Raw genomic sequence first — 25,589 nt, 5'->3', positions numbered from 1 at the left:
TCGAGGGCATCGTCACGCCGGCGCACTGCTGATCATGCGGATGGCATGGCGCGAGGTCGACTCGTACTTGTTGTTGATGAAGCGCATCGAGCCGATGAAGTGGAAGAATGCCGTGTTCATCGTCGCGCGGTCGGGCGTGCCGTACTTGGGGAAGGGCAGCGCGCGCGTGCCCGGCGCATTGCTGGCCAGGTAGTTCGAGGTCACCTGCTCGGTGCCCCAGCGCGTCCATTTCTCGCCCAGGCGGCCCGTCATGCGGCGCGAAAAATCGGTCAGGTCGGCGCGCATGGCGGCCGAGCGGGGGAAACCCGTGAAGCCGGAGCAGCCGCGGATATACACGGCGTCCGGCGGCAGGCCGGCATTGGCCATCTCGACCTCGGCGAAGGCCTGCACGTGCGCGTCGGGCTCGATCCAGGGCAGGGCGTTCTCGCGCACGGCCGCCAGCGGGCGGCTCGGGGTGTCCGGGTGTTCGCCCAGCACGAAGCCCTGGCCCGCGCGCACGGCGTCGAGCACCTCGGGGATCGGCTGGACGGTCAGGGTGTCGGCATCGAGCTGGATCACGTAGCTGTCGGCGACGTACTCGGAAATGGCGAACAGGCGTTCCCAGGTACCGCCGCGCGGGATGTCCGGATGGGTGAATTCGTGCGCCTGGCGCAGTTCCAGGTGCGGGACGTGGCGGGTCAGGACGGCGCGGTCGTCGGCGTCGATCGACGGGTCGCAGACGACCACGATGCGCCCGGGATTGAGGAAGTGGGTGAACGACTTGACCGCGACCAGGTAGGGCACCACGTCGCGCTTCTGGACCATCGACAGCAGCGTGAAGGGCAGGGCGCCGCGTTCGAGCGGCCGCGTGGACAGGACCTTGTTCGCGGCTTTCTCGTATTGCCAGCGGAAGAAATCCCTCCTGACGCGCTGGAACACCCTGTTTACTAAAGACATCCTGATGACTCCCTGTTGTGCCTGATGGTCGAACGGTGACAGGCCAGGTTGCCGCTGCCGAGCCCTTGTCAGATGAAACGGGCGATATGCTGGGCGAATTCCTTGCCGTGCCGCACAACATTATATGCGCGATCGACGTGCGCACGCGCGTTGTTTCCATGCATTTTTGTCATTGAATCATCGTCGACATAGCGCAGGACGGCCTGGGTGAATGCCTCGAAATCGTGCAGGTCGACCAGCGCGCCGGTCTGGCCGTCGACGATGGTCTCGCGCGGGCCGGCCGCGGCGCTGGCCACCACGGGGATGCCGCAGGCCATCGCCTCGACGATCGCCAGGCCGAAGCTTTCGCGTTCGGCGGCGTGCACCATCAGGTCGGCCGCGCGGTAGTAGGGCAGCACGTCGTTGCGCCGTCCGGCGAACACGCAGCGGTCGGCCACGCCCAGCTCCTCGGCCAGCTGCTTCCAGGCCGCCACCGGCGGGCCGTCGCCGACGTAGACGAAGCCGATGCGCGCCTGCGGGCGGGCCTGCGCCACGGCGTGCACGACCCGGATCAGCTGGTCGATGCGTTTTTCCGGGCGGGCCTGGGCCACCGCGAGCAGCCAGAAGCGGTCCGGATCGAGTCCGGTGGCGGCGCGTGCGGCGGCCTGGTCGCCCGGGCAGAAACGGGCGCAGTCGACCGAATTCTTCATCAGCACGACGCGGCCGGGCGGCAGCAGCTGGTAATCCAGCAGGAACTGCTGCTGGGCGGCCGAATTGGCCAGGTGCAGGTCGTGCTGCTGGCGGCCGAGCACGCGCCGCAGCAGGAATTTCATGCCGCGCTTGGCCAGGCCGTCGCGGCGCGACGGATCGTAGCTGTCGTCCTCGGTATTGATCGTCCGTACGCCGAGCCGGCGCAGCAGGTCCAGGCAGACCGTCTGCGGCAGCGCGCTCATGAACACCATCACCTTGATGTCGTGGGCGCGCACGAAGGCCTCGATGGCGGCGCGGCCGGCGGCGGAATTGTCGTAGCAGTCCAGCTCGACCGGCGTCATGTGCCCGGGCTGGTAGCTGGGATTGCCCGTCAGGCGGGGAAACGCCATATAGGTCGCGGCACGGTCCTTCAGGTGGCTGCTGGCCCGGTCGCGTACGCCGGCGATGTAGTTCCAGACATATCCCGTATCGTCGGGATAGCGCATCGTGAAGAGCACTCCTGGCAGGTCCGGCTGGGTAGGCATGATTCTCCAATGGCGGATACGACACGGCCGGGCCGGCGGGGCAATCCCGCCGGTCCGGCCTTCGTGTTTACATCATGGCGCGCCGTGGCGCGCCCGCGGGCAGATCAGCGCGGAATGATATCAAACTGCGGACCCTTGCTGAAATCCGGCTTGTTCTTGCGCGTCATGTACACGTCCCAGGCCTTCTTGCCGCCTTCGACGCCGAAGGCCGACGATGCCGCCGCCGCCAGTGCCGGCTGCATATTGGCCGAGTAGCCCAGGGTCGAGTCGGCGTAGCCTACCATGCGGCCCTTCTCCCAGATGAAGCCCGGATTGATCGAGGTCAGCAGGTCGGCCTGCGCCTGGCTGCCGCACTCGAGGGTCACGAACTTCTTGCCCAGTTCCGGCGCTACCTTGCCGTCGTTGTCGGTACGCAGGTCTTCGCCGAAGGTTTTCTGGTAGACCTTGGCAAAGCTGTCGTACACCGGCGACGTCGCGCTGTCGCGGAACCAGAAGAAGTAGGACGATGCTTCGATCCAGCAGAAGCCCGGATCGGTCATGCGGCCGACCACGAACTTGGCCTTCCACTGCAGGATCGGGGTGGCCTTGCTGAAGCCCAGTTCCGACAGGTAGGCGAAGCTCCAGGTGAAGAAGTCGTCCTGCCACGGCGCGGTGCCGTTGATCTGGTAGGAGCCGTCGCCCGAACCGTCGTACAGGCCCAGCTTGTTGGGGTTGCCCACCACGTAGGTCTGGTGGTAGAAGTCCAGGTTGTTGTCCAGCTGGGTCTTGAAGTACGACTTCATCGGGCTCGCGTCCGGCGTGATGTAGGCGGCGTGGCCCAGCGTGCGCATCGACCATGCCTGGCCGCGCACCTGCTGCCAGCGCACCAGGCCCTTGCCGTAGCCGTTATAGCCGGGCGCGGTGCCGAGCGGGTTGCTCGCCGCCCAGAACTGCAGCTCTTCCAGGTAGTAGTAGTCGCCCGTCACCAGGTAGGGCAGGAACACCAGCGACGGCTCGTGCGCGGTGTCTTCGCCGTACGGCGTCACGCACTTGCTGGTGTCGCTGGCGGCGCAGCGCGGCACCGGCAGCGGGCCCGTGTTCGCCATATTGGCGTGGGTCGAGACGTTCTTGTTGGCTTCGTTGTCGGTACGGATCGGATAACCGGTCTTTTCGTCGCGGTAGTGGATCGACCAGCTGCCCGAACCGTCGGCCGCGGCCATCATGGCGTCGCGTGCGCGCTTGTCGCCCGACAGCAGGTACATGACCGACCAGTGCGGCAGCGGGCCGATGTCGGCGCGGCCGCCGGTGGTGCCCATGGCCGCCACGACGGGGCCGATGCTCATCGGGCCGGTATTCGCCGACGTGATCTGCTTGCCCAGGCCGGCCATCGCACCTTCGTTCGGAACGATCTGCTCGTAGTTCGGCACGGCTTTGGTGGCGATCAGGTAGGCGGTGTTGAGCGTGACGTCGACGGCCGAGCCGTTCGCGGCATCCCACCAGGCGAACTGGTGCCAGCGGGTATGGTGGTAGTGCGTCAGCCCGTTCCTGGCATAAACCGAACGGCCGCCCACGTTGACGTTCACGTCATAGGTCAGGTTCGAGCCCGAGACCCAGGTCTTGTTGTTCTCGACGATCGCCTCGACGCGCGCCTGCTTGTTCAGGCCCGAATACCAGCGCACGCCGAAACGCGCGGTCAGCATCGGGTGTACGGCGCCGGCCGCGTTCTTCAGCGGCGCATTGAAGATCCATTCGTTGGCGATGCCGCCCGACAGCCAGTTGACCGGGTTGCCGCTGGCGATGGCGTCGGCCAGCGTGGCGGTGTACTTGACGTTGTTGATGGTGATCGTGATGTCGCTGGTCAGGCCCGTATTCAGCAGGCTTTGCGGCGTCACCGTGCTCTTTTCCGAGGCGGCCGACTTGACCAGCTGGAGTTTCTGGGACTGGTTTGCGCCCAGCGACGGCAGCACGCCGGACACGACCGCGTGACGCAAGGAACCGTCGGCATGGGTCGCCTTGACGTCGGCCTGCAGGCGCACGACGGTGCCGTCCGCCAGCTTGGCGGCCAGGCCGTCGGTCGGGGCCAGTTGGCCTTCCTGGAATACCTGGCCGAACGTGAACGGCACGTTGGTGCCGGCGGTACCGGAATTACGGACCGTGAAGTCGGTCAGCGTGGCGCCGACGGCAATCGCGGTCGGGGTGCTCGGCGTGGTCGGGCTGGTGGGGACCGGGGTCAGGTTGGTCGGCGTGGTCGGCTTCGGGGTATAGCCCGTCGACACGTTGGCCAGGGACACGGCCGCATCGGTGCCCGCGCTTTCGCCGCCGCCACCGCCGCCGCATGCGGCCAGCGATACGGTCGAGAGGAGGGCCACGACGGCTGCCGCGATGCGGCGTTGGGAATTCTTGGTCACTGGAGTGCTGCAGTTCGCAGCGGTAAGGCTTTGCATGTGCAGGTTGGCTTTCGACATAATAAGTGGGCGAAGGTTTACGCCAGAGAAGTAATTGCCGGGAAGAACTAGACTTTACATCCTTCAGGAAACTTTGTGTTCTAAATTTAGGCAGAAAAAAATAAATTCCACACAGAAACAACACAAAATTCGCACTTTGACATGGTGCTTTTAAGAAATGTCAAGAAACAAGAATGTTCAATTTGTGGAAAAACAACGGATAAACTCGGTAAAAATTTCATTCAAATCAATGATTTCGCCCGAGACAAGGCTTTGTTGGCGCAAATGTAAAAGGACAGACAGGCAATGCTGTCTGATCGCCATGAAAAGATGGCAATTAAATGAATGGGGAGATGGCGTGCCCGAGGAAGGGCAGAAAATAAGCGGACGCGTGCTTGCGCCATGCGCGGCATTGAACGCCGATTAATCGTGTTAAAAAAACCCGCTTAATTAAATTAAAGAAATATGTGAATAAATATTCACGACCGTGCGTAGATCGATAACGCGAATGGCGAAAAAACCCAGCACGTGAACCCGGCATGAAATGTGACTTGCGGTCACATTGCGTACCAAGCGACCGTATTCCACGGAAGAATGTCTAGATGGGGTAGATACCCGGCAAGTCAAGCGCCGTTGCGCGAGGCCAGCGCATGCAGGCGCGCCAGCCAGGGCCAGCGATAGCCGTTCAGGTGGTACATCGTGCGTACCTCGTCGGTCCAGCGCAGATGCCATTCCATCACGCGACCGTAGAATTCGATGCGCGCGAAGCGTCCTCCGTCGAACAGGTCGCGGCAGGCTTCCTCGCGCATCAGGAGGGCGGGCGACAAGTGCTGGCCCAGGCTTTCGTCGTAGGCCGTCTTGAGCACGACGATGGCATCGCCGCCTTCCACGCACAGGTCCATCGCCGCCAGCCGTTCGCCTATCCAATAGCGGTAGACGCTGGCCGCGCCCCGCGCGGCGAAGGCTTCCAGCAGCGTGCGGTAGAAGCGGCCCTGGGCATCGTCCGCCGCCACCGCGGTGCCGCGCGCCGCCTTCCAGCCCGCGCCCTCGAGGCTGCCGTAGTCCCGCACCGCCTGCGCCATCCCGGTGGCATCGCGGCAGATGTCCAGGCGCGTCGCGATGCCGTCCTGGCGCAGGCGGTTGCGCTGCTTCTTGAGGTTGGCGCGCAGGTTCTTGCCGCGTGCGTTCCAGTAGGCGTCGAAATCGCGGTCGATGCTGATGCGCGCGGTGCGGATGTAGTCCAGCGTGCGCACGCCCGGCATGGCGGCGGGCCGCGCCAGCAGCTCGGGGTCGCACTGGGTGACGCCCGCCATCAGCGCGGCGCCGGGCAGGGCGCGCAGCAGGCCCGGGAGCCAGGCCGCGGGACTGCCGCCGTCGCGTTGCAGCCAGGGGCCGACGGGGGCCTGGGCCGGCTGGAACGTGTTCCAGGTGCCGCGCCCGGCCGGCGCCAGGATCGCCATGACGTCGGCATCGCCGGCGCTGCCGTGCCAGGCCAGCAGTTCCGCGCCGGTGCCGAAGGCATCCAGCAGCGCGGCGACGAAATCGGCGTCCAGCAGCGGCGATGCGGGGCCGGCCGCGTGCAGGCGCCGCCAGCGCCCGGCGTGCGCGCCGAATTCGCGCGCCGGAACCACGTGCCAGCTCATGCCGCCACCGCGGCGCCGGCCCGCGCGGCGTCGCCGATGGCGGCGCACAGCCAGGTCCGTTCGGCCGCGCTCAGTTCCTGGTGGCAGGGGAAGGCGATCAGGCGCCGCCCCAGGTCGGCGCTGTTGGGACACACGCTGGCGTCCACGCCGGGCCACAGCACGGCGCCGAAGCGCACCACCGGCACGCGGGCGCGCTGCAGGGCCGCGAAGACCGGCTCCGGATCGTCGAACAGGACGGGGAATACCCAGGGGCAGGCGCCGTCGGGCAGGGCGGGGAACAGCGGACGGCAGCCGGGCAGGCCGGCCAGCGCCTGTTCCAGCTGCAGGTAGTGGCGGCGGCGCAGCGCGACGATGCGCGCGCGCGCGGCGAAGCGCAGCACCAGGCGCGCGAACAGGGAGGCGCGCCGGTCCATCCAGCGCGGATCGAAATCGAAGCCGCTGTCGGAAGACGCGGGCGCGAGCGTGGAGGGCGCCGGCGCTCCGTCCGCCGGTGTGCCGTCCGCCCGGGCGCCGCGGCGCGCCTTGACCCGGTTCCACAGCGCCTCCTTGAGCCGCAGCGGCAGCGCCAGCGCGGCGCGCAGGACCGGCAGGCGGCCATGGGCGAACGCGGCTTCCAGGGTATTCAGCGCCGCCTTGGCCTCGAATCCGGCGCCGCCGCCCTGCAGGCGCACGTCGAGCGGATGGCGGTGCGACACCAGGCAGCCGCCGTCGTAGACGGGGAAGAACTTCATGCTGCTGCCGATCGCATAATCGCCGCTGCTGCCCACGGCCACCGGGCCACGCGTGCCGAACAGGCAGTGGGCGCAGTCCTCGACGAGGCCGATGCCGTGGCGGTCGCACAGCGCGCGCAGGGGCGCCAGGTCCTGGGGGATGCCGAAGAAATGCGTCGCCATCACGGCTTTCACCGTGGGGTCGAGCTTGGCCGCGATGTCGTCCAGGTCCGCCGTGGTATCGGGATGCACGCGGTAGAACACGGCGCGCGCGCCGCGCCAGTGCACCGGCGGGACCATCGACGGGCTGTGGTAGGCCGGCACCAGCACGGTGTCGCCGGGGCCCACGCCGAGCGCGCGCAGCGCCATGCCGATCGCGATGCGTCCGCTCGTGACGTGGCGCAGCGCGGGCGCGTCGAGCAGCGACGGCGGCGCCTTCCCGGCCGGGCGGAACGCGGCGAGCGACAGGACGGGAACGGCAGGGATGGCGCGGCGTGTGGAAGGATGATCGGTTATCGACGGCATGAACTTAATATAACATGCGCTACCTGCCCTTCCGCGCCCCTTCCGCGCCCCTTCGGCGCCGCGGCGCGGCAGCCCGCCGCTCACGCGCCCGACGCGAACTGGTAAGATGGCGTCCGCCGCGCCCCACCGGCGACAAGACAACCATGGCATTGATGAACCACCTGATCCACGATTCCATTTTCGATACCGCCGCGCGCACGCCCGAGGCCGAGGCGCTGGCGTACGGCGCGCGCCGCTGCAGCTATGCGCAGCTCGCCGCCGCCGTGCGGGCCGTCGCCGCGCTGCTGCTGGAGCAGGGCCTGGGACGCGGCGAGCGCGTCGCCGTGTACATGGAAAAGCGCATCGAGAACGTGGCGGCGATGTTCGGCGCGTCCGTGGCCGGCGCCGTGTTCGTGCCGGTCAACCCCCTGCTCAAGCCCGACCAGGTGGCATACATCCTGGCCGACTGCAACGTGCGCGTGCTGGCCACCACGGCCGAGCGCCTGGCGCAGCTGGCGCCCGTGCTGGCGCGCTGCCCCGACCTGCGCGTCGTCGTGGTCGCGGGCGATGCGCCGGCGCCAGCGCCGGCGGCGCTGCCCGTGCTGGCCTGGCCGCAGGCCGAGGCGTACGCCGACCCGCAGGCCAGCCGGCCCGTTCCCGCGCCGCACCGCCGCATCGATACCGACGTCGCCGCGATCCTGTACACGTCCGGCAGCACCGGCCAGCCCAAGGGCGTCGTGCTGTCGCACCGGAACATGGTGGCCGGCGCCGCCAGCGTCGCGAGCTACCTGGGCCTCTGCGCCGACGACCGCCTGCTGGCGGTGCTGCCGCTCAGCTTCGACTACGGCCTGAGCCAGCTCACCACGGCCTTCCTGCGCGGCGCCAGCGTCGTGCTGATGAACTACCTGTTCCCGAAGGACATCGTGGCGATGGTCGCGCGCGAGCGCATCACGGGCCTGGCCGCCGTGCCGCCCCTGTGGATCGCGCTGGCGCGGCTGGATTGGCCGGCCGATTGCACGCTGCGCTTCATCACCAACTCGGGTGGTGCGATGCCGGTGACGACGGTGCAGGCGCTGCGCGCGGCGCTGCCCGCCACCGAGATCTTCCTGATGTACGGCCTGACCGAGGCGTTCCGCTCCACCTACCTGCCGCCGGCCGAGGTGGCGCGCCGTCCCGATTCGATCGGGCGCGCGATCCCGAACGCGGAAGTGCTGGTGGTGCGTCCCGACGGCAGCCCCTGCGATCCGGACGAGCCGGGCGAGCTGGTGCACCGCGGCGCGCTGGTGGCGCTGGGCTACTGGAACGACCCGCAGCGCACCGCCCAGCGCTTCCGTCCTGCCCCCGGCCAGGATCCGGCGCTGCCGCTGCCCGAGCTGGCCGTGTGGTCGGGCGACATGGTGCGCCGCGACGCCGACGGCTACCTGTACTTCATCGGCCGCAACGACGACCTGATCAAGGTCTCCGGCTACCGCATCAGCCCGACCGAGCTGGAAGAAGCCGTGTACGGCATGGGCAACGTGGACGAGGCGGTGGCCTTCGGCGTGCCGCATCCGGAGCTGGGCCAGGCCATCGTGCTGCTGGCCAGCGCCGCCGAGAACCCGCCCGACGCGGCCGCGCTGCGCAAGGAATGCCAGCGGCGCCTGCCGGCCTACATGGTGCCGGCCCATGTGGAAGTCCGCGGCGAGCCGTTCCCGCGCAACCCGAACGGCAAGATCGACCGCAAGGGCCTGGCCCTGCCGTTTTTGAACCTGTTCGAACGCACCCCATCATGAACACTCCCAAGCCCGCCCATGCGGGAATGACCCAGTTCGCCGTCGACGGCGGCGAGCTGCTGGTCGGCGGCGTGCCCCTGGCCCGCCTGGCCGCGCGCGTCGGCCGCACGCCCTTCTATGCCTACGACCGCGCCCAGCTCACCGCGCGCGTGCGCGAGGTGCGCGCCCACCTGCCGGCCGCCGTGGGCCTGCATTTCTCGGTCAAGGCCAATCCGATGCCGGCCCTGGTGCAGCACATGGCCGGCCTGGTCGACGGGCTCGACGTCGCTTCCGCCGGCGAGCTGAAGACGGCGCTCGACACCGGCGTGGATCCGGTCCGCATCAGCTTCGCGGGCCCCGGCAAGACCGAGGCCGAGCTGCGCCAGGCGATCGCCGCCGGCGTGACGCTGAACGTCGAGTCGCCCGGCGAGATCGACCGCGCCGCCCGGATCGGCGACGCGCTGGGGATCGCGCCGCGCGTGGTGGTCAGGGTCAATCCCGATTTCGAGCTGAAGGGGTCGGGCATGCGCATGGGCGGCGGCGCCAAGCCGTTCGGCATCGACGCCGAGCAGGTGCCCGCGTGCCTGCGCCAGCTGGACGGCCTCGGCATCGCGCTGCAGGGCTTCCACATCTTCAGCGGCTCCCAGAGCCTGAAGGCGGACGCCATCGCCGACTCGCACACGCGCAGCGTCGAACTGGCGCTGCAGCTGGCGGCCGATGCGCGCGGTCCCGTCGCCGGCGTCTACCTGGGCGCCGGCTTCGGCATTCCCTATTTCCCGGGCGAGCAGCGGCTCGACCTGGCGCCGATCGGCGCCAACCTGGAACAGTGCGTGGCACGCCTGGCGGCCGCCATGCCGGGCACGCGCCTGTCGCTGGAATCGGGGCGCTACCTGGTCGGCGAGGCGGGCGTCTACGTGGCGCGGGTGACCGACCGCAAGGTCTCGCGCGGCCAGGTGTTCCTGGTCACCGACGGCGGCCTGCACCACCACCTGGCGGCCTCCGGCAACTTCGGCCAGGTGATCCGCAAGAACTATCCGGCCGCGATCGGCAACCGCATGGCGGCCGAGGGCGAGCGCGAGACGGTGTCGGTGGTCGGGCCCCTGTGCACGCCCCTGGACGTGCTGGCCGAGCGCATGGAACTGGCGCGCGCCGACGTGGGCGACCTGGTCGTCGTGTTCCAGTCCGGCGCCTACGGCCTGTCGGCCAGCCCCACCGCCTTCCTCGGCCACCCGGCGCCGCTCGAGGTGCTGGTCTGAACGCGCTTGACCGATGCCGGGCTATCTGTCATGGTAGTTTGGCAATGCATGATTGATATTTTCACGCCCACCACAAGCGCCCCCATGGACAGCACGAGCAGCCAACCGATCCGTTTTTCCGTCATCATCCCGAACTACAACAACGCGGGCACGCTGGCGCGCGCCATCGAGTCGGTGCTCGCGCAAAGCCATCCGGCGCACGAGATCCTCGTGATCGACGACGGTTCGACCGACGGTTCGCGCGCCGTGGCCGAGTCGTTCGGCGACAAGGTGCGCTACATCCACCAGGCCAATGCCGGCGTGTCGACCACGCGCAACAACGGCGCGCGCTACGCCACCGGCGACTGGCTCGCCTTCCTGGACGCGGACGACGTCTACATGCCGGACCGCCTGCAGGCGCATGCGTCCTGGCTGCGGCGCGAACCCGACCTGGACTTCCTGTTCGCCGACCAGGAGCAGCGCGACGACAGCGGCAAGCTGCTGCACATGGCGATCGGCGGCAGCCCGTTCGGGCGGGCGCTGACGGCGCGCCATCCGGACGCCATCGACATCCCGCTGGCGCGCGAGGATTTCGCGGACTTCATCGCCGACGGCTTCGCCGAGATCCGCACGCTGTCGCTGCCGCGCCGGACCTTCCTGGAGCTGGGCGGATTCCCCACCGACCGCCGCATCGGCGAAGACATGTATTTCTTCATCCGCCTGTGCGCGGCCAGCCGCAAGGGCGGCGTCGTCAACCGGCCGCTGGCCGTGTACTACATCTATCCGGACAGCGCGTTGCGCAAGGATGTCGTGGCCGCCCAGACGGCCTACGTGGCGACGCTCGAGTCGCTCGACGGCGAGCTGCGCGCCGACCCGCACATCCGGCGCGGCTGGCAGGCCAAGCTGCGCCAGGGACGCCTGTCGCTGGCCTACATGCACCTGCGCGCCAACCGCAAGGGCGAGGCACTGCGCGCCGTGCTGCCGCTGGTGTGGACGCAGCCCTCGGTGGCCTCGCTGCGCGACCTCGTGTCGGTGGCGCGCGGCCTGCGCTGACCGCCGGCCGCGGGCGGGTCAGCCGCCCGACTTGGCCAGCTCGACGCGGGCCGGGAACAGCGCCGGCTTCGGCTTGAGCATCAGGATCTTCTCGAGCAGCACGAGGATGATGATGATGTCGTAGTACAGGTCGAAGTAGGCCAGCGACAGGAAGGCGCCGCTGACGGCATAGCCGATCACGCTCACCTGCGACATCCGCGCCAGGTCGCTCGCCCACTTCAGGTCGGGCCGGTCCTTGCAGAAGCGGATGATGCGCGTGCCGGTGCGCCAGGCGAAGAACATCAGCAGCAGGAACAGCGCCAGGCCGACGAAGCCCTGGTCGCCCAGCACCTGGAAATAGATGCTGTGGGCGACGTGGTAGTCGGTCGGATTCGGCGCATACAGCAGGAACTGACGCTTCGAGAATACATTGAAACCGCCGCCCAGCAGGTGCGTGGTGGCGATGTTGACGGCGAAGTGCCAGGCGTTGATGCGGCCCATCGCGGAACCGTCCTCCTGGTAGTTCTCGATCGTGTTCATGCGTTCGTACCAGGCGTCCGGCATGGCCACCGCGACCAGCGCGCCCATGGCGATCACGGCCAGCGCCGTCGGCAGCTTCTTCGGGCTCTTGAGCCACAGGAACAGCAGCATGGCCACGCCGCCCAGCAGCGCGCCGCGCGAGTACGACCCCATCGCCGAGACGGCGGACAGGATGGCGACGGCGGCCAGGCCCAGCCCGATCCAGCGGTTCTTGACCAGGCTGCGCAGGTACCAGATCAGCGGCAGCGTCGTCACCAGCGCCAGCGCCATGCTGTTGTTTTCCGCGATATAGCTGCCGTCCGGGCCGTAGACGCGGTAGTGGCCGCCCGAAGCGAGCGTGAACAGGCCGCCCTTCAGGCCATAGATGCCCAGCGACAGGGCCACGATCCAGACGAACAGCTTGAGGTCCTTCTCGGTATTGATGACCATCAGCGTGATGGCCACCATGAAGAAGGTCTTGGTGACGCGGTCCCATTCGAGCCAGACCAGTTCCGGCTCGAGGGCGACCAGCGTGCTGACGTTCATCCAGCAGTAGAACAGCACCAGCGTGATCGTCACCGGCGTCCATGGCATCTTCTTTTCCTTGGACATCAGGGTGGCCAGCGCCGTCACCGCGGCCACGACCGCGGCGAACGGGAAGCTGTAGGCGGCACCGTAGGCGAGGCGGTGCGGGTTCATCAGGCTGATCCAGGTGAACAGCAGGGCGCCGATGGCGGGGCGCTTGAAAACGAAGGGCAGCAATCCGAAGATGACGCCGAAAATCAGAAGGTCACGCATGGGCGCTCAGTGGCAAATTCAGTGGCAAGAATGGCTGGGTCAATTCGGTACGCAAGGCGCGGATGCGCTTCAAGAGGGCACGCCGCGGCGGCCGGCGGGGCCGATGCCACGCAGGACTTCGCACACGGCCTCGGTATGTCGCTCGATCGAATAGGCGCGTGCCTTGACGGCGGCGCGCGCGGCCAGCGCGGCGGCGAAGGCGGGATCGTCGAGCAGGCGCAGCACGGCCGCGGCCAGTCCGTCCGCATCGCGCGGCGCGATCAGCAGGCCGTCGACGCCATCCTCGATCACGTCGAGCGGGCCGCCTTCGTTGGAGGCGATGACCGCCTTGCCCAGCGCCATGCCTTCCAGGAAGGTGCGGCCGAAGGGCTCCGGCTTGGTCGAGGCGTGCAGCACGATGGTGCTCAGCGCCAGGATCGCGGGGACGTCGTTGCGCATGCCCAGCAGGCGCACGCGCCCGCCCAGCGCCGGGTCCTGGGCGCGCAGCGCGACCTGTTCGGCGAAGGCGCGGTCCTTGCCGTAGGCGCTGCCCACCAGCAGCAGGTGCGCGCGGGGATAGCGGCGCAGGATGGCGGGGGCGGCGTCGAGCAGGACGTCCTGCCCTTTCCAGTCCACCAGGCCGCCCACCAGCGTCACGACCGGCTCGTCGGGGCCGATGCCCAGTTCCGCGCGCAGCGCCGGCGACGGCGCGCGCGGCGAGAACGCGTCGAGGTCCAGGCCCTCGGCCACCACCGTGCATTTGTCGGGCGCCAGTCCCAGCTGCACGAGTTCGGCGCGCACCGCCGTGGACACGGGCAGGCTGTGGGCCAGGTTGCCGAGCACCCAGCGGTTGCTGCGCGTGTCGGCATTGAAGCCGCGCGCATGCAGCACGGTCGGCAGGCCGGCCAGTTTCGCGCCCAGCGCGGCCGGCAGGTTGCAGCTGGCGTCGTTGTTCAGGTAGACCAGGTCGATGGCGTCGCGCTTGAAGCGCCAGCTGTAGGCCAGCGCCGTGGGCAGCACGTTGGCCAGGTTGTCGATCAGCGAGGCGAACGGCACGCGGCGGCGGCGCAGCATCTCCGGATCGAGCACGTTGAACGCGCGCATGTGGCGCCAGCGGCCCAGGCGTTCCAGGCGCGGATAAGGCTCGGTCGCCAGTCCCGTGTAGATGTGCGGCGCGAACTCCGCCGGCAGTTTCGCGAGCATGGCTTCGAGCGAGATCACGGCGCCGCCGTAGCCGGCGCCGTTCTCGCAGAAGGCGATCGCGCAGCGGCGCGGCGCGCGCAGGGTGTCCGCGTGCGCGGGCTCCGGGCGCGCCGGCTGGGCGCCGTGCTGCGGCTGCGCCGGCGCCAGGTTCAACGAGGAGGTGGAAGCGGTCTTCGTCATTGGCGTGTCAGATCATGCCGGCCAGCCAGCGCAGCAGGCGCGCGGCGAACATCACGGGCGTGTCGTCCCAGGGGCAGGCGCGCGGCAGCTCGAAGCGCGGGTGCGCGCGCGTGGCGGCGCCGATCTCGGTATTGAAGGCGGCGCTGTAGCCGGCTTCCTCGAGCATGCGCACGTGCGTGGCCGTGTAGTCGGCGCGGCGCTTGCCGTTGGGGTAGGCGAACAGGTGCAGCGGGCGGCCGATGATGGCCTCGAGCTGGCGCTTGTTGTCGACGATCTCGCGGCGCGCGGCCTCGTCGTCGAGCTTGGCCAGGATCGGATGGCTGACCGTGTGGCCGCCGATGTCGATGCGGTTGCGGGTCAGCGCATGCAGCATCTCGGCGTCCAGCATCAGGTCCTGCTCGAGGGCGACGCCGGCCAGGCGCTGCAGGTGCGCGGTGAAGGCCTCGCGCTCCGCCGGCGACATGTACTTGCAGCGGTCGGTCAGGACCTTGGCGCTGCGGCGGCGCTGCTCGATGCCGTTCAGCGGCAGCACGCCGAGGCCCAGTTCCGTCAGGTCGATCGACGTCGGCGGCAGGCGCCGGATCGCCTCCAGGATCATGTCGTTCCACATGCTGCTCTTGCTGGCCATGTGCCCGGTGGTGACGAACACGGTGGCCGGCAGGCCGTACTCGGCCAGCACCGGCAGGGCCAGGTCGTGGAAGGAGCGGTAGCCGTCGTCGAAGGTGATGGCGACGGCGCGCGGCGGCATGCGCTCGTGCGTCATCGTCTCGACCGCCTCGTGCAGCGGCATGACGTTGAAGCATTCGGCCAGCAGGCGCATCTGCCAGCGGAAGGTCTCCACGTCCGGGTCGCCCTCGATCAGGTGGTCGGGCGTGGCCAGGATGCGGTGGTAGTTCAGGATGCACAGGCGGCCGGCGCCCTTGGCGCGCGGCGCGACCAGGTCGCCGGCGGCGCGGATCAGCGGGGCGGTGAAGCGCGGCAGCGTCGGGACGGGCGCGGCATGCATCATGCGCCGTTCGGGGGGATGCACCCGGACGGGTGCGGAATAGGGAGCACGCATTCTTCGGTCAACAACGTCGTGAGGCGGTAGGGCCGGCCGCCGCCGGGCGGCAGGCCGGGTCCCGCAGGGTGCGCCATGCTGCCGGCGCCATGCGCATCTTGCTCATGCAACTCGACAGCATCTTATCCCATTTGTTGCAAATTTATAAAAAATTATTTCTATCGTGTCGCGTCAAGACCCCACGCTGACGCGCAGGAAGGCGTCGAACATCAGCAGCGACCACAGGGCCGTGCTGTGGTCGGCCAGGCCCGATTCGTGCTCGGACACCAACTGCTGCAGGTGGCCGCGGTCGAACATGCCGGTGTCCAGCAGGCGCGGGCCCAGCACGGCGTCGCGCGCCGCCTGGCGCAGCGGACCGCGCAGCCAGGCCGCGAGCGGGATCGAGAAGCCTTTCTTCGAGCGATACATGATGTCGTGCGGCAGGTGCGGCTCGAGGGCCTTCTTGAGCACGTACTTGCCTTCGCCGCCGCGCAGCTTGAGCGCCGGCGGCAGGCCGGACGCCCATTCGACGAAGGCATGGTCCAGCAGCGGCACGCGCACCTCGAGCGAGTGCGCCATGCTGGCGCGGTCGACCTTGGTGAGGATGTCGCCCGGCAGCCAGGTCTTGAAGTCGAGGTACTGGATCATCGACAGCGGGTCGTCGGTCGGCGCCTGGCGCGCGTGGCGGCGCATCGCGTCGATCGCGCGGTAGCCCTGCAGCTCGGCGCGGAAGCTGTCCGAGAACAGGCGCTCGCGCTGGCGGTCGGTGAGCTTGGCCACGCCGTGGAAGTAGCCCTCGACCAGGTCGCGCGCCAGCGCCTCGAACGTGGTCTTGGCGCGGAACATGCGCGGCGCCCAGTCGGCCTTCGGATAAATGCTGCCGAGGGTGCCGAACAGCGGCTTGCGGATCGCTTCCGGCAGCTTGGCGCGCACGCTGTTCTCGGCCATCGCGAAGCGGTAGCGGCGGTAGCCGGCGAAGTTCTCGTCGCCGCCGTCGCCGGACAGGGCCACGGTGACGTGGCGGCGCGCCAGCTGGCAGACGCGGTAGGTCGGGATCGCGGAGCTGTCGGCGTACGGTTCGTCGTACAGGCGCGCCAGCGTGTCGACCAGGCCGTAGTCGTCCTTGTCGACGACCTGGGCGTGGTGGCGGGTGCCGTAGCGGCGCACCACCTGGTTGGCGAATTCGGTCTCGTCGTATTCCGGGTCGTCGAAGCCGATCGAGCAGGTCGTCACCGGGTCCTTGCCGCCGGCCATCATGGCCACCACGGCGCTCGAATCGACGCCGCCGGACAGGAAGGCGCCGAGCGGCACCTCCGACTCCATCTGGCTCTGCACGGCCTCGCGCAGGCGCTCGATCAGCTCGCGCTCGACGTCGGCGTCCGAGCCCACCGGCACCGGCTTGAACGGCAGGTCCCAGTAGCGCTGCGGCTGCACCGCGCGGTCGCCGACCTTCAGCAGGATGCAGTGGCCCGGCTCCAGCTTGAAGGCGTTGTGGAAGATCGTGTTCGGCTCCGGCACGTAGCCGTAGGCGAAATAATCCTCGACCGCGCGCGGATTCAGGCGCCGCGACAGCAGGGGGAAGGTCATGATCGACTTCAGTTCCGAGCCGAACACGAAGTGCCCGTCCGGCAGCAGCGAATAGAACATCGGCTTGACGCCGAGGTGGTCGCGCGCCAGGAACATGGTCTGCTGGCGCCGGTCCCAGATGCCGAAGGCGAACATGCCGCGCAGGCGGCGCACGCAGTCGGCGCCCCAGGCGATCCAGGATTGCAGCACCACCTCGGTGTCGGACTTGGTGCGGAACACGTGGCCCAGGGCCGTCAGCTCGTCGCGCAGCGCGCGGTAGTTGTAGATCTCGCCGTTGAACACGAGCGCCACGTCGCGCGCGGCGTTCAGGAAGGGCTGCTGGCCCGTCGCGACGTCGATGACGGACAGGCGGCGGTGCCCCATGCCCAGGCCTTTTTCCAGGTACAGCTCGCCCTCGTCGGGGCCGCGGTGGTGCTGGCTCTCGTTCATGCGCCGCAGCGCTTCGCGGTCGATGTCCCGGTTGCCGTGGGTATCAAAGATGCCGACTATTCCGCACATGGTGGATTGCTCTCTTGCTAAAGGTGAAACGATAGCGCCTCAGCGCCCCTTGTGGCCACACAATCCGTCGTACAGCGCGCCGTAGGCCGCCAGCATGGCGCGCATGCTGAAGCGCTCCTCGATGCGCGCGCGCGCCCGCGCGCCGTGCTGCGCGCGCAGCGCGGCGTCGCCGGCATAGCGCCCCAGCGCCTGCGCCAGCGCGCCGACGTCGTCCACCGGCACCAGCAGGCCCTGCACGCCGTCGACGACGACTTCCGGAATGCCGCCGACGCGCGAGGCGACCACGGGCAGCCCGCAAGCCATCGCTTCCAGCATCGATACGGGCGTGCCTTCCGCCAGCGACGGCAGGGCGAACACGGAGAACGACTGCAGCAGGGCCTGGATGTCGGCGCGCGCCCCGGGCAGCCAGACGGCGTCCTGCAGGCCGAGCGCCGCCACCTGCGCGCGCAGCGCCGGCAGCAGCGGGCCGTCGCCGACGATGGTCAGCTTCAGGCGCGGCGCCAGCGCCGGCATGTCCGCGCGCAGGCGCGCGAACGCGTCGACCAGGGCGCGGTGGTTCTTGACGTCCTGGATGCGCGCGACGGTGCCGATGACCACGTCGCCGGCCTGCCAGGGCGAGTCGGGCGCGGCGCTGCCGCCGGGGGCGTAGCGGTCGGTGTCGACGCCGTTCTTGATGAACAGGGTCTTGGCCGCCGGGATGCGCACCACGTCGCCGAGCCAGCGCTGCAGGTCTTCGGACACGGGGATGAAGCGGTCGACGAAGGGCACCAGGCGGCGGCGCAGGAAGTTGTGCTTCGGGTTCAGGCCGTGCGGGTCGGACGCGTCGCGGCCGTGTTCGGCGTGGATGCGCGCCGGCACGCCGGCCAGCGTGGCCGTGAACGCGTATTCGAGCGCCGACAGGTTGTAGGTGTGCAGCAGGGCCGGGCGCAGGCGGCGCATCAGGCGCCAGAACGCCAGGTGCGTGCGCAGGCCCAGGCCGGGCGGCTTGCCCAGCGCATACAGTTCGACGTCGGCGCGCTGGATGCGGTCGGCGAACGTCGTGTAGCCGGTCAGGCAAACCACCGCGTGGCGGTAGGCCGGCATGCGGTTGATGCAGTCGACCAGCAGCGTTTCCAGGCCGCCGACGCCGAGCGAGTACACCAGGTGCACCACCAGCGGCGCGCTGGCGGCCGGCGTGGCCAGGTGGGGGACGCTCGCGTTCATGACGGGTTGCCTCGCATGCGGTCCGCGATCACGCCGCCTCGGCGCCGGTCAGGCGGCCGTAGATGGGCTTGTAGCGCGCCACGCTGACGGGCCAGTTGCGCTCCAGCTCCACGTATTCGCGGCCGGCCTGGCGCAGCGCCGGCCACTTCTGCTGCGATTCGAGCAGGGCGCCGACCTTGTCGGCCAGTGAATCCGGGTCGTCGGCGCGGAACAGGACGCCCGTCTTGCCGTCGGCGATCAGCTCGAGGTGGCCGCCGACGTCGGACGCGGCCAGGATGCGGCCCTGCGCCATCGCTTCCAGCGGCTTGAGCGGCGTAACGAGGTCGGTCAGGCGCATCGACAGGCGCGGATAGACCAGCACATCGAGCAGGTCGTAGTAGGCATTGACCTGTTCGTGCGGCACGCGGCCCGTGAACACGACCTTGTCCTCGATCTTGAGATCGCGCGCCAGCTGGCGCAGCTGCTTGTCCTGCGGGCCGCCGCCGACCAGCAGCACGCGCAGGTCCGGCATGCGCGCGGCCAGGGCCGGCACGGCGCGCAGCAGCACGTCCAGGCCTTCGTAGGCGTAGAACGAGCCGATGAAGCCGATCAGGCGCGAGCCGGACAGGCCCAGCTTGTCCTTGAGCTGCTGGTCGGCGCTGGCGCCGAACTGGAACTTGTCGATGTCGACCGCGTTCGGGATCACCGTGACCTTGTCGGCCGGGATGCCGCGCGCGACGATGTCCTTGCGCAGGCCTTCGCAGATCGTGGTGACGGCGTCGGCATGCTTGAGCGCATAGGTCTCGAGCGCGCGCGTCAGGCGGTAGCGCAGGCCGTTCTCGGTGCTGGTGCCGTGGTCGACGGCGGCGTCTTCCCAAAAGGCGCGCACTTCGTAGACGACGGGGATGCCGAACTTCTTGCCGGCGCGCAGGGCGGCGATCGCGTTCAGCGACGGCGAGTGGGCGTGCAGCACGTCCGGCTTGACCTGCGGGATGATCTCGGCCAGGCGCTTGCTCAGGCCGTCGATCACGTCCAGCTGGTTCAGCACCGGCAGCTTCGACAGGGCGCCGTCCTTGCCTGGCGTGCGGTAGAAGTGCAGGCCGTCGACGGTCTCCTCCAGCATGTCCCCGGAATGCTGCTTGGCCCCCGTGACGTGGAAGGTTTCCCAGCCGAGCGCGCGCTGCTCGCGCAGGATCGAGCGGGTACGGAAGGTATAGCCGCTGTGCAGCGGGATCGAGTGGTCGAGGACGTGCAGGACGCGCATGGTGTCAAAACTCCGTGTTGCGGCGATGGGCCGTTCTTGTTGATGGTCGTTGCGATGTGTGCAGACTTCAGTGGCCGCGCTGCCGTTCCAGCGCGCGGTCCAGCGCGGCCCCGTGCTCCTGCAGGAAGCGCCGCAGCGTCGCGCGCGCCTGCTCCGGATCGGCGCCCGGCACCGCCAGCATGACGGCGGCGCCGTCGTCGCCGCGCAGCTGCGCCTTCGACGCGGCCTGCCACAGCTTGCCGACGTAGTCGCTGCCGGTGTAATGCCCGCCGATCCACTTGAACGACCAGACCATCAGCGCGTCCTGCTTGGTGCGCAGCATCGATTCGCGCAATGCCAGCGGGCGGCCGCCCAGGCTTTCGGTGCGTCCCGTGCCGTCGACTTCGTGCCAGGCGTCTTCGTAGCCGGCCAGGCGGTTGACGGAACTGATCAGCGATTTTTCCTTGTCCTGGTTGCGGTAGTACAGCACCGTCAGGCCCAGCGGCAGCGCGCCGGCCTGGTAGACGCGGTGCAGGCGCGCATCCGGTTCCAGGTAGGCCGGCTTCCAGTCGGTGAATTCGCCCGCCTGGGGCAGGCCGATGCCGGCCAGGTCGAGCTGTACGGGCGCCGGGTTGTGGTTGGCGCGTTCGCCGACCATGGCGGCGGCCGGCCACAAGGCGCAGATGGCCAGCACGGCGACGGCGGTGGCGGCGAAGCGCGGCGGCATGGCGGCGTGAGCGAAGGCCGGGACGCGCGCGGCGCCGTCCACCCCCTTGGCGGCCGGCGCGGCCGGGCGCTCGGTGTCCTCGCGCCAGAAGCTGCCGATCCAGAACATGACGAACATGACGAGGCCGAAGAACAGCCAGCCGTAGATGATGTGGTCGACGCCGGTCGCCAGCTCCATGCCGGACAGGTGGCCGATCATCACGATCATGTAGGCGCGCAGGCCGTTGGCGACGATCGGCACCAGCACCGACAGGCCGATGAACAGCACGCGGCGCACCGTCGAGCGGTAGGTCAAATAGGCGTACAGGCAGCCCAGCGTGATCGAGGAAATCAGGTAGCGCACGCCGCTGCAGGCTTCGACGACGGACCAGTTCCCGGTCGGCAGTTCGAAACGGGTGCCGCTGCGCAGCACTGGGATGCCGGTGGCGCGCACCGCGGCCACGGTGAAGTCGGCGGTGAACTGGATCAGCGGGGCGACGAAGACGTCGCCGAACGGCACCGCGAACAGCAGGAACAGCAGCGGGAAGGCGAGCGAGGCGGCCAGGCGCGGGCCGAACAGGGCGAGCGCGGCGACGGGGAACATGGCGGCGAACGTGTATTGCGACACCACCTGCACCTCGCCCAGCTGGGCGGCCAGCCAGCCGGCGCCCAGCACGGCCAGCAGCAGCAGCGCCGGCGGGTAGGGCGTGGGCGGATACAGGCTGAAATTCTCGCGGCGGCGCCAGATCAGCCACAGGCTGATCGGCAGGATCACGTAGCCGTGGGCGAAGGTCTCCGAGCTGTTCCAGATCGAGACGATCGAGCGCACGGTGCCGAAGTACAGTGCGAACGGCGCCAGCAGCGCGAGCACCAGCAGGGCGGTCGCGGCGCGCGACAGGGGCGGCACGGTGGCGGCGCCGATCACGCCGGGCGGAGGTTTCAGGAACATTCGAGGCTCTCCTCAATGCAGGCCAGGTTGCTCGACCAGCTGTAGCGGCGCTGGACCTTGGCGCGCGCGGCCCGGCCGATGGCGGCGGCGGCGTCCTGCTGGCCGTCCAGCAGCGCCGCGACGGCGGCGACGAAGGCGCCGGCGTCTTCCGCCAGCACCAGTTCGCTGCCCGGTTCGGCCTCGATGCCTTCCAGCGCCTGCGGCGAGACGACGACGGCGGTCGCCATCGCCATCGCTTCCAATACCTTGTTCTGGATGCCGCGCGCGATGCGCAGCGGCGCCACCGCCACCGCCGCGTGGGCGATGTAGGGGCGCACGTCCGGCACCGTGCCGGTGACCACCACGCCGGGCAGCTTGCCCAGGTCCTGCACTGCCTGCGCCGGACGGGCGCCGACGATGTAGAAGCGCGCGTCGGCAAAGCGCGCGCGCAGCTGCGGGAACACCTCGTGGGCGAACCACTGCACGGCGTCGACGTTGGGCCAGTAATCCATCGCGCCCGTGAACACCAGCGCGCGCTCGCCCCCCGCGTAGGGGCTGGCGTAGCTTTGCTCGGGCGAGAAGTAGTCGGTGTCGACGCCGTTGTTGAAGTGGCCGATCTTGGCCGTGCTTTCCGGCGCCAGCTGGCGGAACAGGTCCGCTTCCGGCGCCGAGACGAACAGCGAGGCGTCGTAGTCGCGCGCCACCTGGCGCTCGTAGCGCAGCAGCTGGTCCGCCTCGTAGCGGTACAGCCAGCTCATGGGGAAGGATTTCTTGTCCGCGTACTGGCGCCACTTGTCCGAATCGACGTCGCAGAAGTCGACCACGCGGCGCGCCCCGCGGTACGGGTCGGCGTACTGCGCCATGGCCGACGAGAACACCAGCACGCGCTCGATGTCGTGCGCGGCGACCGTGTCCTGCACCCAGCGCGCCAGCTTCGGGTCGCGGTAGTACTCGAGCGACAGCGAGCGGTTCTTGAGCAGGGCCGACAGGCTTTTCACGCGCGCCAGCAGCGGCTTCATGCCGGCGAAATGGCTGCTCGCGCACAGCGCCTCGACGTGCGGCACGTACTGCCAGTCGTCCGGATCGTCCACGAACGTGGCCAGGTGCACGCGGTAGTGCCGGGCCAGGTGCTTGAGCAGGTGGTACGAGCGGATCTTGTCGCCCTTGTTGGGCGGGTAGGGGATCCGGTGGATCAGCAGCAGCAGGTCTTCCATGGACGTCTTTCGTGTCAGCCCAGGTTGCGGACGATGTAGGGACCCATGAAGTTCGCCAGCGGCAGCGGCAGCTTCTTCCACATCTTGATGAACAGCTGGTACTTCGGGTTCAGCGGATTGTTGTCCGGCAGCGCGTCCGCGCCGTACAGCTTGTACTCGTAGGGCAGGTGCTGGGCCGTGAAGCCCCAGTTCTTCTTGAAGTCGTAGGCGCCGGTGCCCAGCTTGCTGCGGCCGAAGTCGAAGATGCGGCAGCCGCGCGCGGCGGCCGCCTGCATCAGGTTCCAGTACATGAAGTCGTTGCCGGCCACCTCGCGCGCCAGGTCCATGCCGCCGCCGTAATAGGGCACCACTTCGTCGCGCCAGTAGAACGACAGCACGGAACCGACCAGGCGGTTGTCCTCGGTGACGATGGTGCGCACCTCGCACTCGTCGCCGAAGGTCTGCTGCAGCAGGGCGAAGTATTTTTTCGGGAACACGGGGGTGCCGAGGCGGTGCACGCTGTGCGCATAGGCCTCGAACATGCGGTCGACGTTGGCGTCGACCTCGCCGCGCAGGCCCAGCTTGATGCCCTTGCGGACCATCGCGCGCTGCTTGCGCGGAATGGCGTTCATGTTGGCTTCGTCGTCGCCCGTGATCTCCTTGCGGAAGGTGACGTACAGTTCCTTCGTGTGCCAGCTGGCGTCGTCCGGGTGGAAGCGCTGCATGCCGCGGTATTCGAGGTGGCCCACGCCCAGCTGCTGGGCCAGGTCGTGCGCGGCCTTGTCGAGCAGGGCCTGCACGTCCGGGCTGCCGAGGGTGGCCGGGCCGCCGTACACGCAGAACGGCATGGCGCCGAGCGAGTGGCCGAACAGGCGACTCTTGATCTCGGCCAGCGGCAGCACGCCCTGGATGGCGCCGTCCTGTTCCACGTAGTAGAACCAGGTCTTGATGCCGAACGCCTGCCCGATCACCTTCTGCCAGCCGGACAGGTGGAAGAAGGTGGCATCGGGGCAGGTGCGCACGAAGGCGTCCCAGCGTCCGTATTCCTGCGGCTGCAGCAGGTGCAGGGTCAGGGGGCCGCGCGCCGGCGCAGGGGTGGCGGCGGGCGCGGCGCGTTTCGCTTGCGCGGCTTCGATGATCGAGTTCATGGGCGGTTCAGGAAGATGCGGTCCATGCGGTCCCAGGCGAAATCGCGCGCCAGGGCTTCGATGCGGCTTTCCATGCGGCCGATGTTGACGTAGTGGCGGAAGCGCGACTTGGCGCCGATGCCCTCGGGACGCGGCTGGTCCGTGTCGATTTCCCACGGGTGGAAGTAGAACAGCGCCGGTTGGCGGTCGTCCTGGTTGACCTTGGCCATCATCCAGCGCGACAGCGCATACGGCAGCAGGCGGAAGTAGCCGCCGCCGCCGGCCGGCAGGTTGCGGCCCATCATGTTGACCGTGGTGATCGGCACTTCGAGCAGGCCGTCGGTGCCGTTCGGGTAGAACGCGAAGCGCGGCGCTTCCGGCATGCCGTAGTGGTCGTGCACGACCGGGTAGATGCTCGAGCTGTAGCGGTAGCCGGCGTCCAGCAGTTCGTCCAGCGCCCACAGGTTGTCGCGGCCGATCGAGAAGCTCGGCGCGCGGTAGCCCAGCACTTCCTGGCCGCCGATGTCTTCCAGCAGGGCTTTCGCCGAGCGGATGTCGTTGGCGAATTCGGCGCGGGTCTGGTCCGAGGCGCGCAGGTGGCCGTAGCCGTGGCTGGCCAGCTCGTGGCCGCCGGCGACGATGCGTTTCACCACGTTCGGGTAGCGCTCGGCGATCCAGCCCAGCGTGAAGAAGGTCGCGCGCACGCCGTGGCGGTCGAACAGGGCCAGGATGCGGTCCATGTTGGCCTCGACGCGGCATTCGCGGGTGGGCCAGCTGGCGCGGTCGATGTAGGGAGCGAAGGCCGAGACCTGGAAGTAGTCCTCGACGTCGCAGGTCATGGCGTTGCGGATGCGTTCGCCGGGAGCCGGCGCCGGGCGCGCGGCAAGCTCGTACATGTTCATTCTTGATTGTCCACGTGGTGGGTTGCCGCCCCTTGGGGCGTGGCCACGATCTTTTTCAGGATCGACAGCACGGAAACGATCGATTTCTCCAGGCGCATCATGCGCTCGTCCAGCACCTCGACGCTGCTGGCGCGGCGTTCGCCGCCCGTGCGCTCGTCGCGGGTACGCAGGCCGGGCTCGAAGCCGGGATCGGGTTGGGCATGCGCCGCGATCTCCGGGTCCGGCGTGCCGATCGGTTCCGGCAGCTGGTATTCCTCGTTGATGTCGCGGATGACGGTGTTGATGTGTTCTTCGCCGAACGCATGCAGCTCTTCGAGGTAGCCCATCAGCAGCACGCGGTCGAGCAGGGTGTTGGTCTTGCGCGGGATGCCGCCCGTATAGGCATAGATGGCCGCGTGGGCGCCGTCGTCGAAGGACGGGTCGCCCTTCCAGCCGACGGTGGCCAGGCGGTGCTCGATGTAGGCGCGGCTCTCCTGCGCGTCCATCGGGCCCAGGTGGTAGCTGGCGATCACGCGCTGGCGCAGCTGCTGCATGCCGGGGCTGTGCAGGGTGGCGCGGAATTCCGGCTGGCCGAGCAGGAAGGTCTGCAGCAGCGACTTGTCGTCGGTCTGGAAGTTGGACAGCATGCGCAGTTCCTCGACCGTGCGCGCCGACAGGTTCTGGGCCTCGTCGATGACCAGCAGGGCGCGCTTGCCCTGGTGGTCGACGTCGCACAGGAAGCGCTCCAGGCGCGTCAGGAGGTCGGTCTTGCTGGCGCCTTCGTACGGCAGGCCGAAGGCCGAGACCACCATGCGCAGCGTGTCGTCCGGGTCCAGGTGGGTGTTGACGATGTGGGCGGCGACGATCTGGTCCGACGGCAGGCGGTTGAACAGGTTGCGCACCAGCGTGGTCTTGCCCGCGCCGACCTCGCCGGTGATGACGATGAAGCCTTCGCCCTGCGACAGGCCGTACTCGAGGTAGGCCATGGCGCGCTTGTGGCCCTTGCTGCCGTAGAAGAAGTGCGGGTCGGGGCGCAGCTGGAAGGGCTTGGCGGACAATCCGTAATAGGTTTCGTACAT

Annotated in this window: 18 protein-coding genes and 1 pseudogene; 4 read left to right on the top strand and 15 right to left on the bottom strand. The window is 68.8% G+C overall.

Going from position 1 to position 25,589, the window contains the following annotated elements:
- Positions 1-12: 12 nt before the first annotated feature.
- Both QPK32_RS11750 and QPK32_RS11745 read right to left on the bottom strand, forming a co-directional pair.
- Positions 13-936: a hypothetical protein gene (locus tag QPK32_RS11750; protein ID WP_290412997.1), complete on the bottom strand. Its 924-nt coding sequence runs from the start codon at positions 934-936 to the stop codon at positions 13-15.
- A 68-nt stretch (positions 937-1,004) separates the two neighbouring features.
- Positions 1,005-2,150, bottom strand: a complete 1,146-nt coding sequence (locus QPK32_RS11745; protein ID WP_290412996.1) for a glycosyltransferase family 4 protein — start codon at positions 2,148-2,150, stop codon at positions 1,005-1,007.
- Between the two features lie 1,384 nt (positions 2,151-3,534).
- Here QPK32_RS11745 and QPK32_RS26665 point away from each other — a divergent pair.
- Positions 3,535-3,588, top strand: a pseudogene (locus QPK32_RS26665) (hypothetical protein); the annotation flags it as partial.
- 1,608 nt (positions 3,589-5,196) lie between these two features.
- Here the strand turns inward: QPK32_RS26665 and QPK32_RS11735 are convergent.
- A complete protein-coding gene (locus tag QPK32_RS11735; protein WP_290412994.1) occupies positions 5,197-6,216 on the bottom strand; it encodes a GNAT family N-acetyltransferase in 1,020 nt (339 codons plus the stop codon).
- Positions 6,213-7,451 carry an aminotransferase class I/II-fold pyridoxal phosphate-dependent enzyme gene (locus tag QPK32_RS11730; RefSeq protein WP_290412993.1) on the bottom strand — a complete coding sequence of 413 codons (1,239 nt, stop codon included), beginning with the start codon at positions 7,449-7,451 and terminating at the stop codon, positions 6,213-6,215. Before QPK32_RS11730 ends, QPK32_RS11735 begins: the two co-directional genes overlap by 4 nt.
- A 152-nt stretch (positions 7,452-7,603) precedes the next feature.
- On the opposite strand from QPK32_RS11730, the gene QPK32_RS11725 reads away from it, so the two are divergent.
- The 3 genes from QPK32_RS11725 to QPK32_RS11715 all read left to right on the top strand — a co-directional run bounded on the left by QPK32_RS11725 (position 7,604) and on the right by QPK32_RS11715 (position 11,469).
- Entirely contained in the window at positions 7,604-9,202 is a 1,599-nt protein-coding gene (locus QPK32_RS11725; RefSeq protein ID WP_290413093.1) for an acyl-CoA ligase (AMP-forming), exosortase A system-associated, read from the top strand.
- Entirely contained in the window at positions 9,199-10,437 is a 1,239-nt protein-coding gene (locus QPK32_RS11720) for a pyridoxal-dependent decarboxylase, exosortase A system-associated (protein ID WP_290412992.1), read from the top strand. The genes QPK32_RS11725 and QPK32_RS11720 overlap by 4 nt, the downstream gene beginning before the upstream one ends.
- Before the next feature lie 84 nt (positions 10,438-10,521).
- A complete protein-coding gene (locus QPK32_RS11715) occupies positions 10,522-11,469 on the top strand; it encodes a glycosyltransferase family 2 protein (protein WP_290412991.1) in 948 nt (315 codons plus the stop codon).
- Positions 11,470-11,487: 18 nt separating this feature from the next.
- Here QPK32_RS11715 and QPK32_RS11710 read toward each other — a convergent pair whose 3' ends face one another.
- The 11 genes from QPK32_RS11710 to QPK32_RS11660 all read right to left on the bottom strand — a co-directional run bounded on the left by QPK32_RS11710 (position 11,488) and on the right by QPK32_RS11660 (position 25,589).
- The gene (locus QPK32_RS11710; protein ID WP_290412990.1) at positions 11,488-12,765 is read right to left on the bottom strand and encodes a putative O-glycosylation ligase, exosortase A system-associated; all 1,278 of its coding nucleotides are present in this window, start codon (positions 12,763-12,765) and stop codon (positions 11,488-11,490) included.
- A gap of 69 nt (positions 12,766-12,834) precedes the next feature.
- Entirely contained in the window at positions 12,835-14,127 is a 1,293-nt protein-coding gene (locus QPK32_RS11705) for a glycosyltransferase family 4 protein (RefSeq protein ID WP_290412989.1), read from the bottom strand.
- Between the two features lie 7 nt (positions 14,128-14,134).
- A complete protein-coding gene (locus tag QPK32_RS11700; protein ID WP_290412988.1) occupies positions 14,135-15,136 on the bottom strand; it encodes a polysaccharide deacetylase family protein in 1,002 nt (333 codons plus the stop codon).
- Between the two features lie 222 nt (positions 15,137-15,358).
- Positions 15,359-17,251 (bottom strand): XrtA/PEP-CTERM system amidotransferase, encoded by a 1,893-nt coding sequence (locus QPK32_RS11695; protein ID WP_290412987.1) that lies wholly within the window; start codon positions 17,249-17,251, stop codon positions 15,359-15,361.
- Between the two features lie 39 nt (positions 17,252-17,290).
- The gene (locus QPK32_RS11690) at positions 17,291-18,454 is read right to left on the bottom strand and encodes a TIGR03088 family PEP-CTERM/XrtA system glycosyltransferase (RefSeq protein WP_290412986.1); all 1,164 of its coding nucleotides are present in this window, start codon (positions 18,452-18,454) and stop codon (positions 17,291-17,293) included.
- Positions 18,455-18,482: 28 nt separating this feature from the next.
- On the bottom strand, positions 18,483-19,697 hold the full coding sequence (locus QPK32_RS11685) for a TIGR04063 family PEP-CTERM/XrtA system glycosyltransferase (protein WP_290412985.1): 1,215 nt from the start codon (positions 19,695-19,697) through the stop codon (positions 18,483-18,485).
- Positions 19,698-19,764: 67 nt separating this feature from the next.
- Positions 19,765-21,330, bottom strand: a complete 1,566-nt coding sequence (xrtA, locus tag QPK32_RS11680; protein WP_290412984.1) for an exosortase A — start codon at positions 21,328-21,330, stop codon at positions 19,765-19,767.
- Entirely contained in the window at positions 21,321-22,523 is a 1,203-nt protein-coding gene (locus tag QPK32_RS11675; protein WP_290412983.1) for a TIGR03087 family PEP-CTERM/XrtA system glycosyltransferase, read from the bottom strand. The genes xrtA and QPK32_RS11675 overlap by 10 nt, the downstream gene beginning before the upstream one ends.
- Before the next feature lie 14 nt (positions 22,524-22,537).
- The gene (locus tag QPK32_RS11670) at positions 22,538-23,650 is read right to left on the bottom strand and encodes a FemAB family XrtA/PEP-CTERM system-associated protein (RefSeq protein WP_290412982.1); all 1,113 of its coding nucleotides are present in this window, start codon (positions 23,648-23,650) and stop codon (positions 22,538-22,540) included.
- On the bottom strand, positions 23,647-24,531 hold the full coding sequence (locus QPK32_RS11665) for an XrtA system polysaccharide deacetylase (protein ID WP_374046734.1): 885 nt from the start codon (positions 24,529-24,531) through the stop codon (positions 23,647-23,649). Before QPK32_RS11665 ends, QPK32_RS11670 begins: the two co-directional genes overlap by 4 nt.
- Positions 24,528-25,589 (bottom strand): XrtA/PEP-CTERM system-associated ATPase, encoded by a 1,062-nt coding sequence (locus QPK32_RS11660; RefSeq protein ID WP_290412980.1) that lies wholly within the window; start codon positions 25,587-25,589, stop codon positions 24,528-24,530. Before QPK32_RS11660 ends, QPK32_RS11665 begins: the two co-directional genes overlap by 4 nt.

Source organism: Massilia sp. YIM B02763 (assembly GCF_030412015.1).
Lineage (GTDB): Bacteria > Pseudomonadota > Gammaproteobacteria > Burkholderiales > Burkholderiaceae_D > Telluria.
Note: the sequence above shows the minus strand (reverse complement) of the source record. Positions and strands in the feature narration are given on the sequence as shown.

What these genes read in the sequence shown, in the direction of transcription:
- QPK32_RS11730 (WP_290412993.1), bottom strand. Translation starts at nt 7,451, where the DNA reads ATGCCGTCGATAACCGATCATCCTTCCACACGCCGCGCCATCCCTGCC.
- QPK32_RS11665 (WP_374046734.1), bottom strand. Translation starts at nt 24,531, where the DNA reads ATGAACATGTACGAGCTTGCCGCGCGCCCGGCGCCGGCTCCCGGCGAA.
- QPK32_RS11710 (WP_290412990.1), bottom strand. Translation starts at nt 12,765, where the DNA reads ATGCGTGACCTTCTGATTTTCGGCGTCATCTTCGGATTGCTGCCCTTC.
- QPK32_RS11690 (WP_290412986.1), bottom strand. Translation starts at nt 18,454, where the DNA reads ATGAACGCGAGCGTCCCCCACCTGGCCACGCCGGCCGCCAGCGCGCCG.
- QPK32_RS11695 (WP_290412987.1), bottom strand. Translation starts at nt 17,251, where the DNA reads ATGTGCGGAATAGTCGGCATCTTTGATACCCACGGCAACCGGGACATC.
- xrtA (WP_290412984.1), bottom strand. Translation starts at nt 21,330, where the DNA reads ATGTTCCTGAAACCTCCGCCCGGCGTGATCGGCGCCGCCACCGTGCCG.
- QPK32_RS11715 (WP_290412991.1), top strand. Translation starts at nt 10,522, where the DNA reads ATGGACAGCACGAGCAGCCAACCGATCCGTTTTTCCGTCATCATCCCG.
- QPK32_RS11700 (WP_290412988.1), bottom strand. Translation starts at nt 15,136, where the DNA reads ATGATGCATGCCGCGCCCGTCCCGACGCTGCCGCGCTTCACCGCCCCG.
- QPK32_RS11660 (WP_290412980.1), bottom strand. Translation starts at nt 25,589, where the DNA reads ATGTACGAAACCTATTACGGATTGTCCGCCAAGCCCTTCCAGCTGCGC.
- QPK32_RS11735 (WP_290412994.1), bottom strand. Translation starts at nt 6,216, where the DNA reads ATGAGCTGGCACGTGGTTCCGGCGCGCGAATTCGGCGCGCACGCCGGG.
- QPK32_RS11670 (WP_290412982.1), bottom strand. Translation starts at nt 23,650, where the DNA reads ATGAACTCGATCATCGAAGCCGCGCAAGCGAAACGCGCCGCGCCCGCC.
- QPK32_RS11685 (WP_290412985.1), bottom strand. Translation starts at nt 19,697, where the DNA reads ATGCGCGTCCTGCACGTCCTCGACCACTCGATCCCGCTGCACAGCGGC.
- QPK32_RS11725 (WP_290413093.1), top strand. Translation starts at nt 7,604, where the DNA reads ATGAACCACCTGATCCACGATTCCATTTTCGATACCGCCGCGCGCACG.
- QPK32_RS11705 (WP_290412989.1), bottom strand. Translation starts at nt 14,127, where the DNA reads ATGACGAAGACCGCTTCCACCTCCTCGTTGAACCTGGCGCCGGCGCAG.
- QPK32_RS11675 (WP_290412983.1), bottom strand. Translation starts at nt 22,523, where the DNA reads ATGGAAGACCTGCTGCTGCTGATCCACCGGATCCCCTACCCGCCCAAC.
- QPK32_RS11745 (WP_290412996.1), bottom strand. Translation starts at nt 2,150, where the DNA reads ATGCCTACCCAGCCGGACCTGCCAGGAGTGCTCTTCACGATGCGCTAT.
- QPK32_RS11720 (WP_290412992.1), top strand. Translation starts at nt 9,199, where the DNA reads ATGAACACTCCCAAGCCCGCCCATGCGGGAATGACCCAGTTCGCCGTC.
- QPK32_RS11750 (WP_290412997.1), bottom strand. Translation starts at nt 936, where the DNA reads ATGTCTTTAGTAAACAGGGTGTTCCAGCGCGTCAGGAGGGATTTCTTC.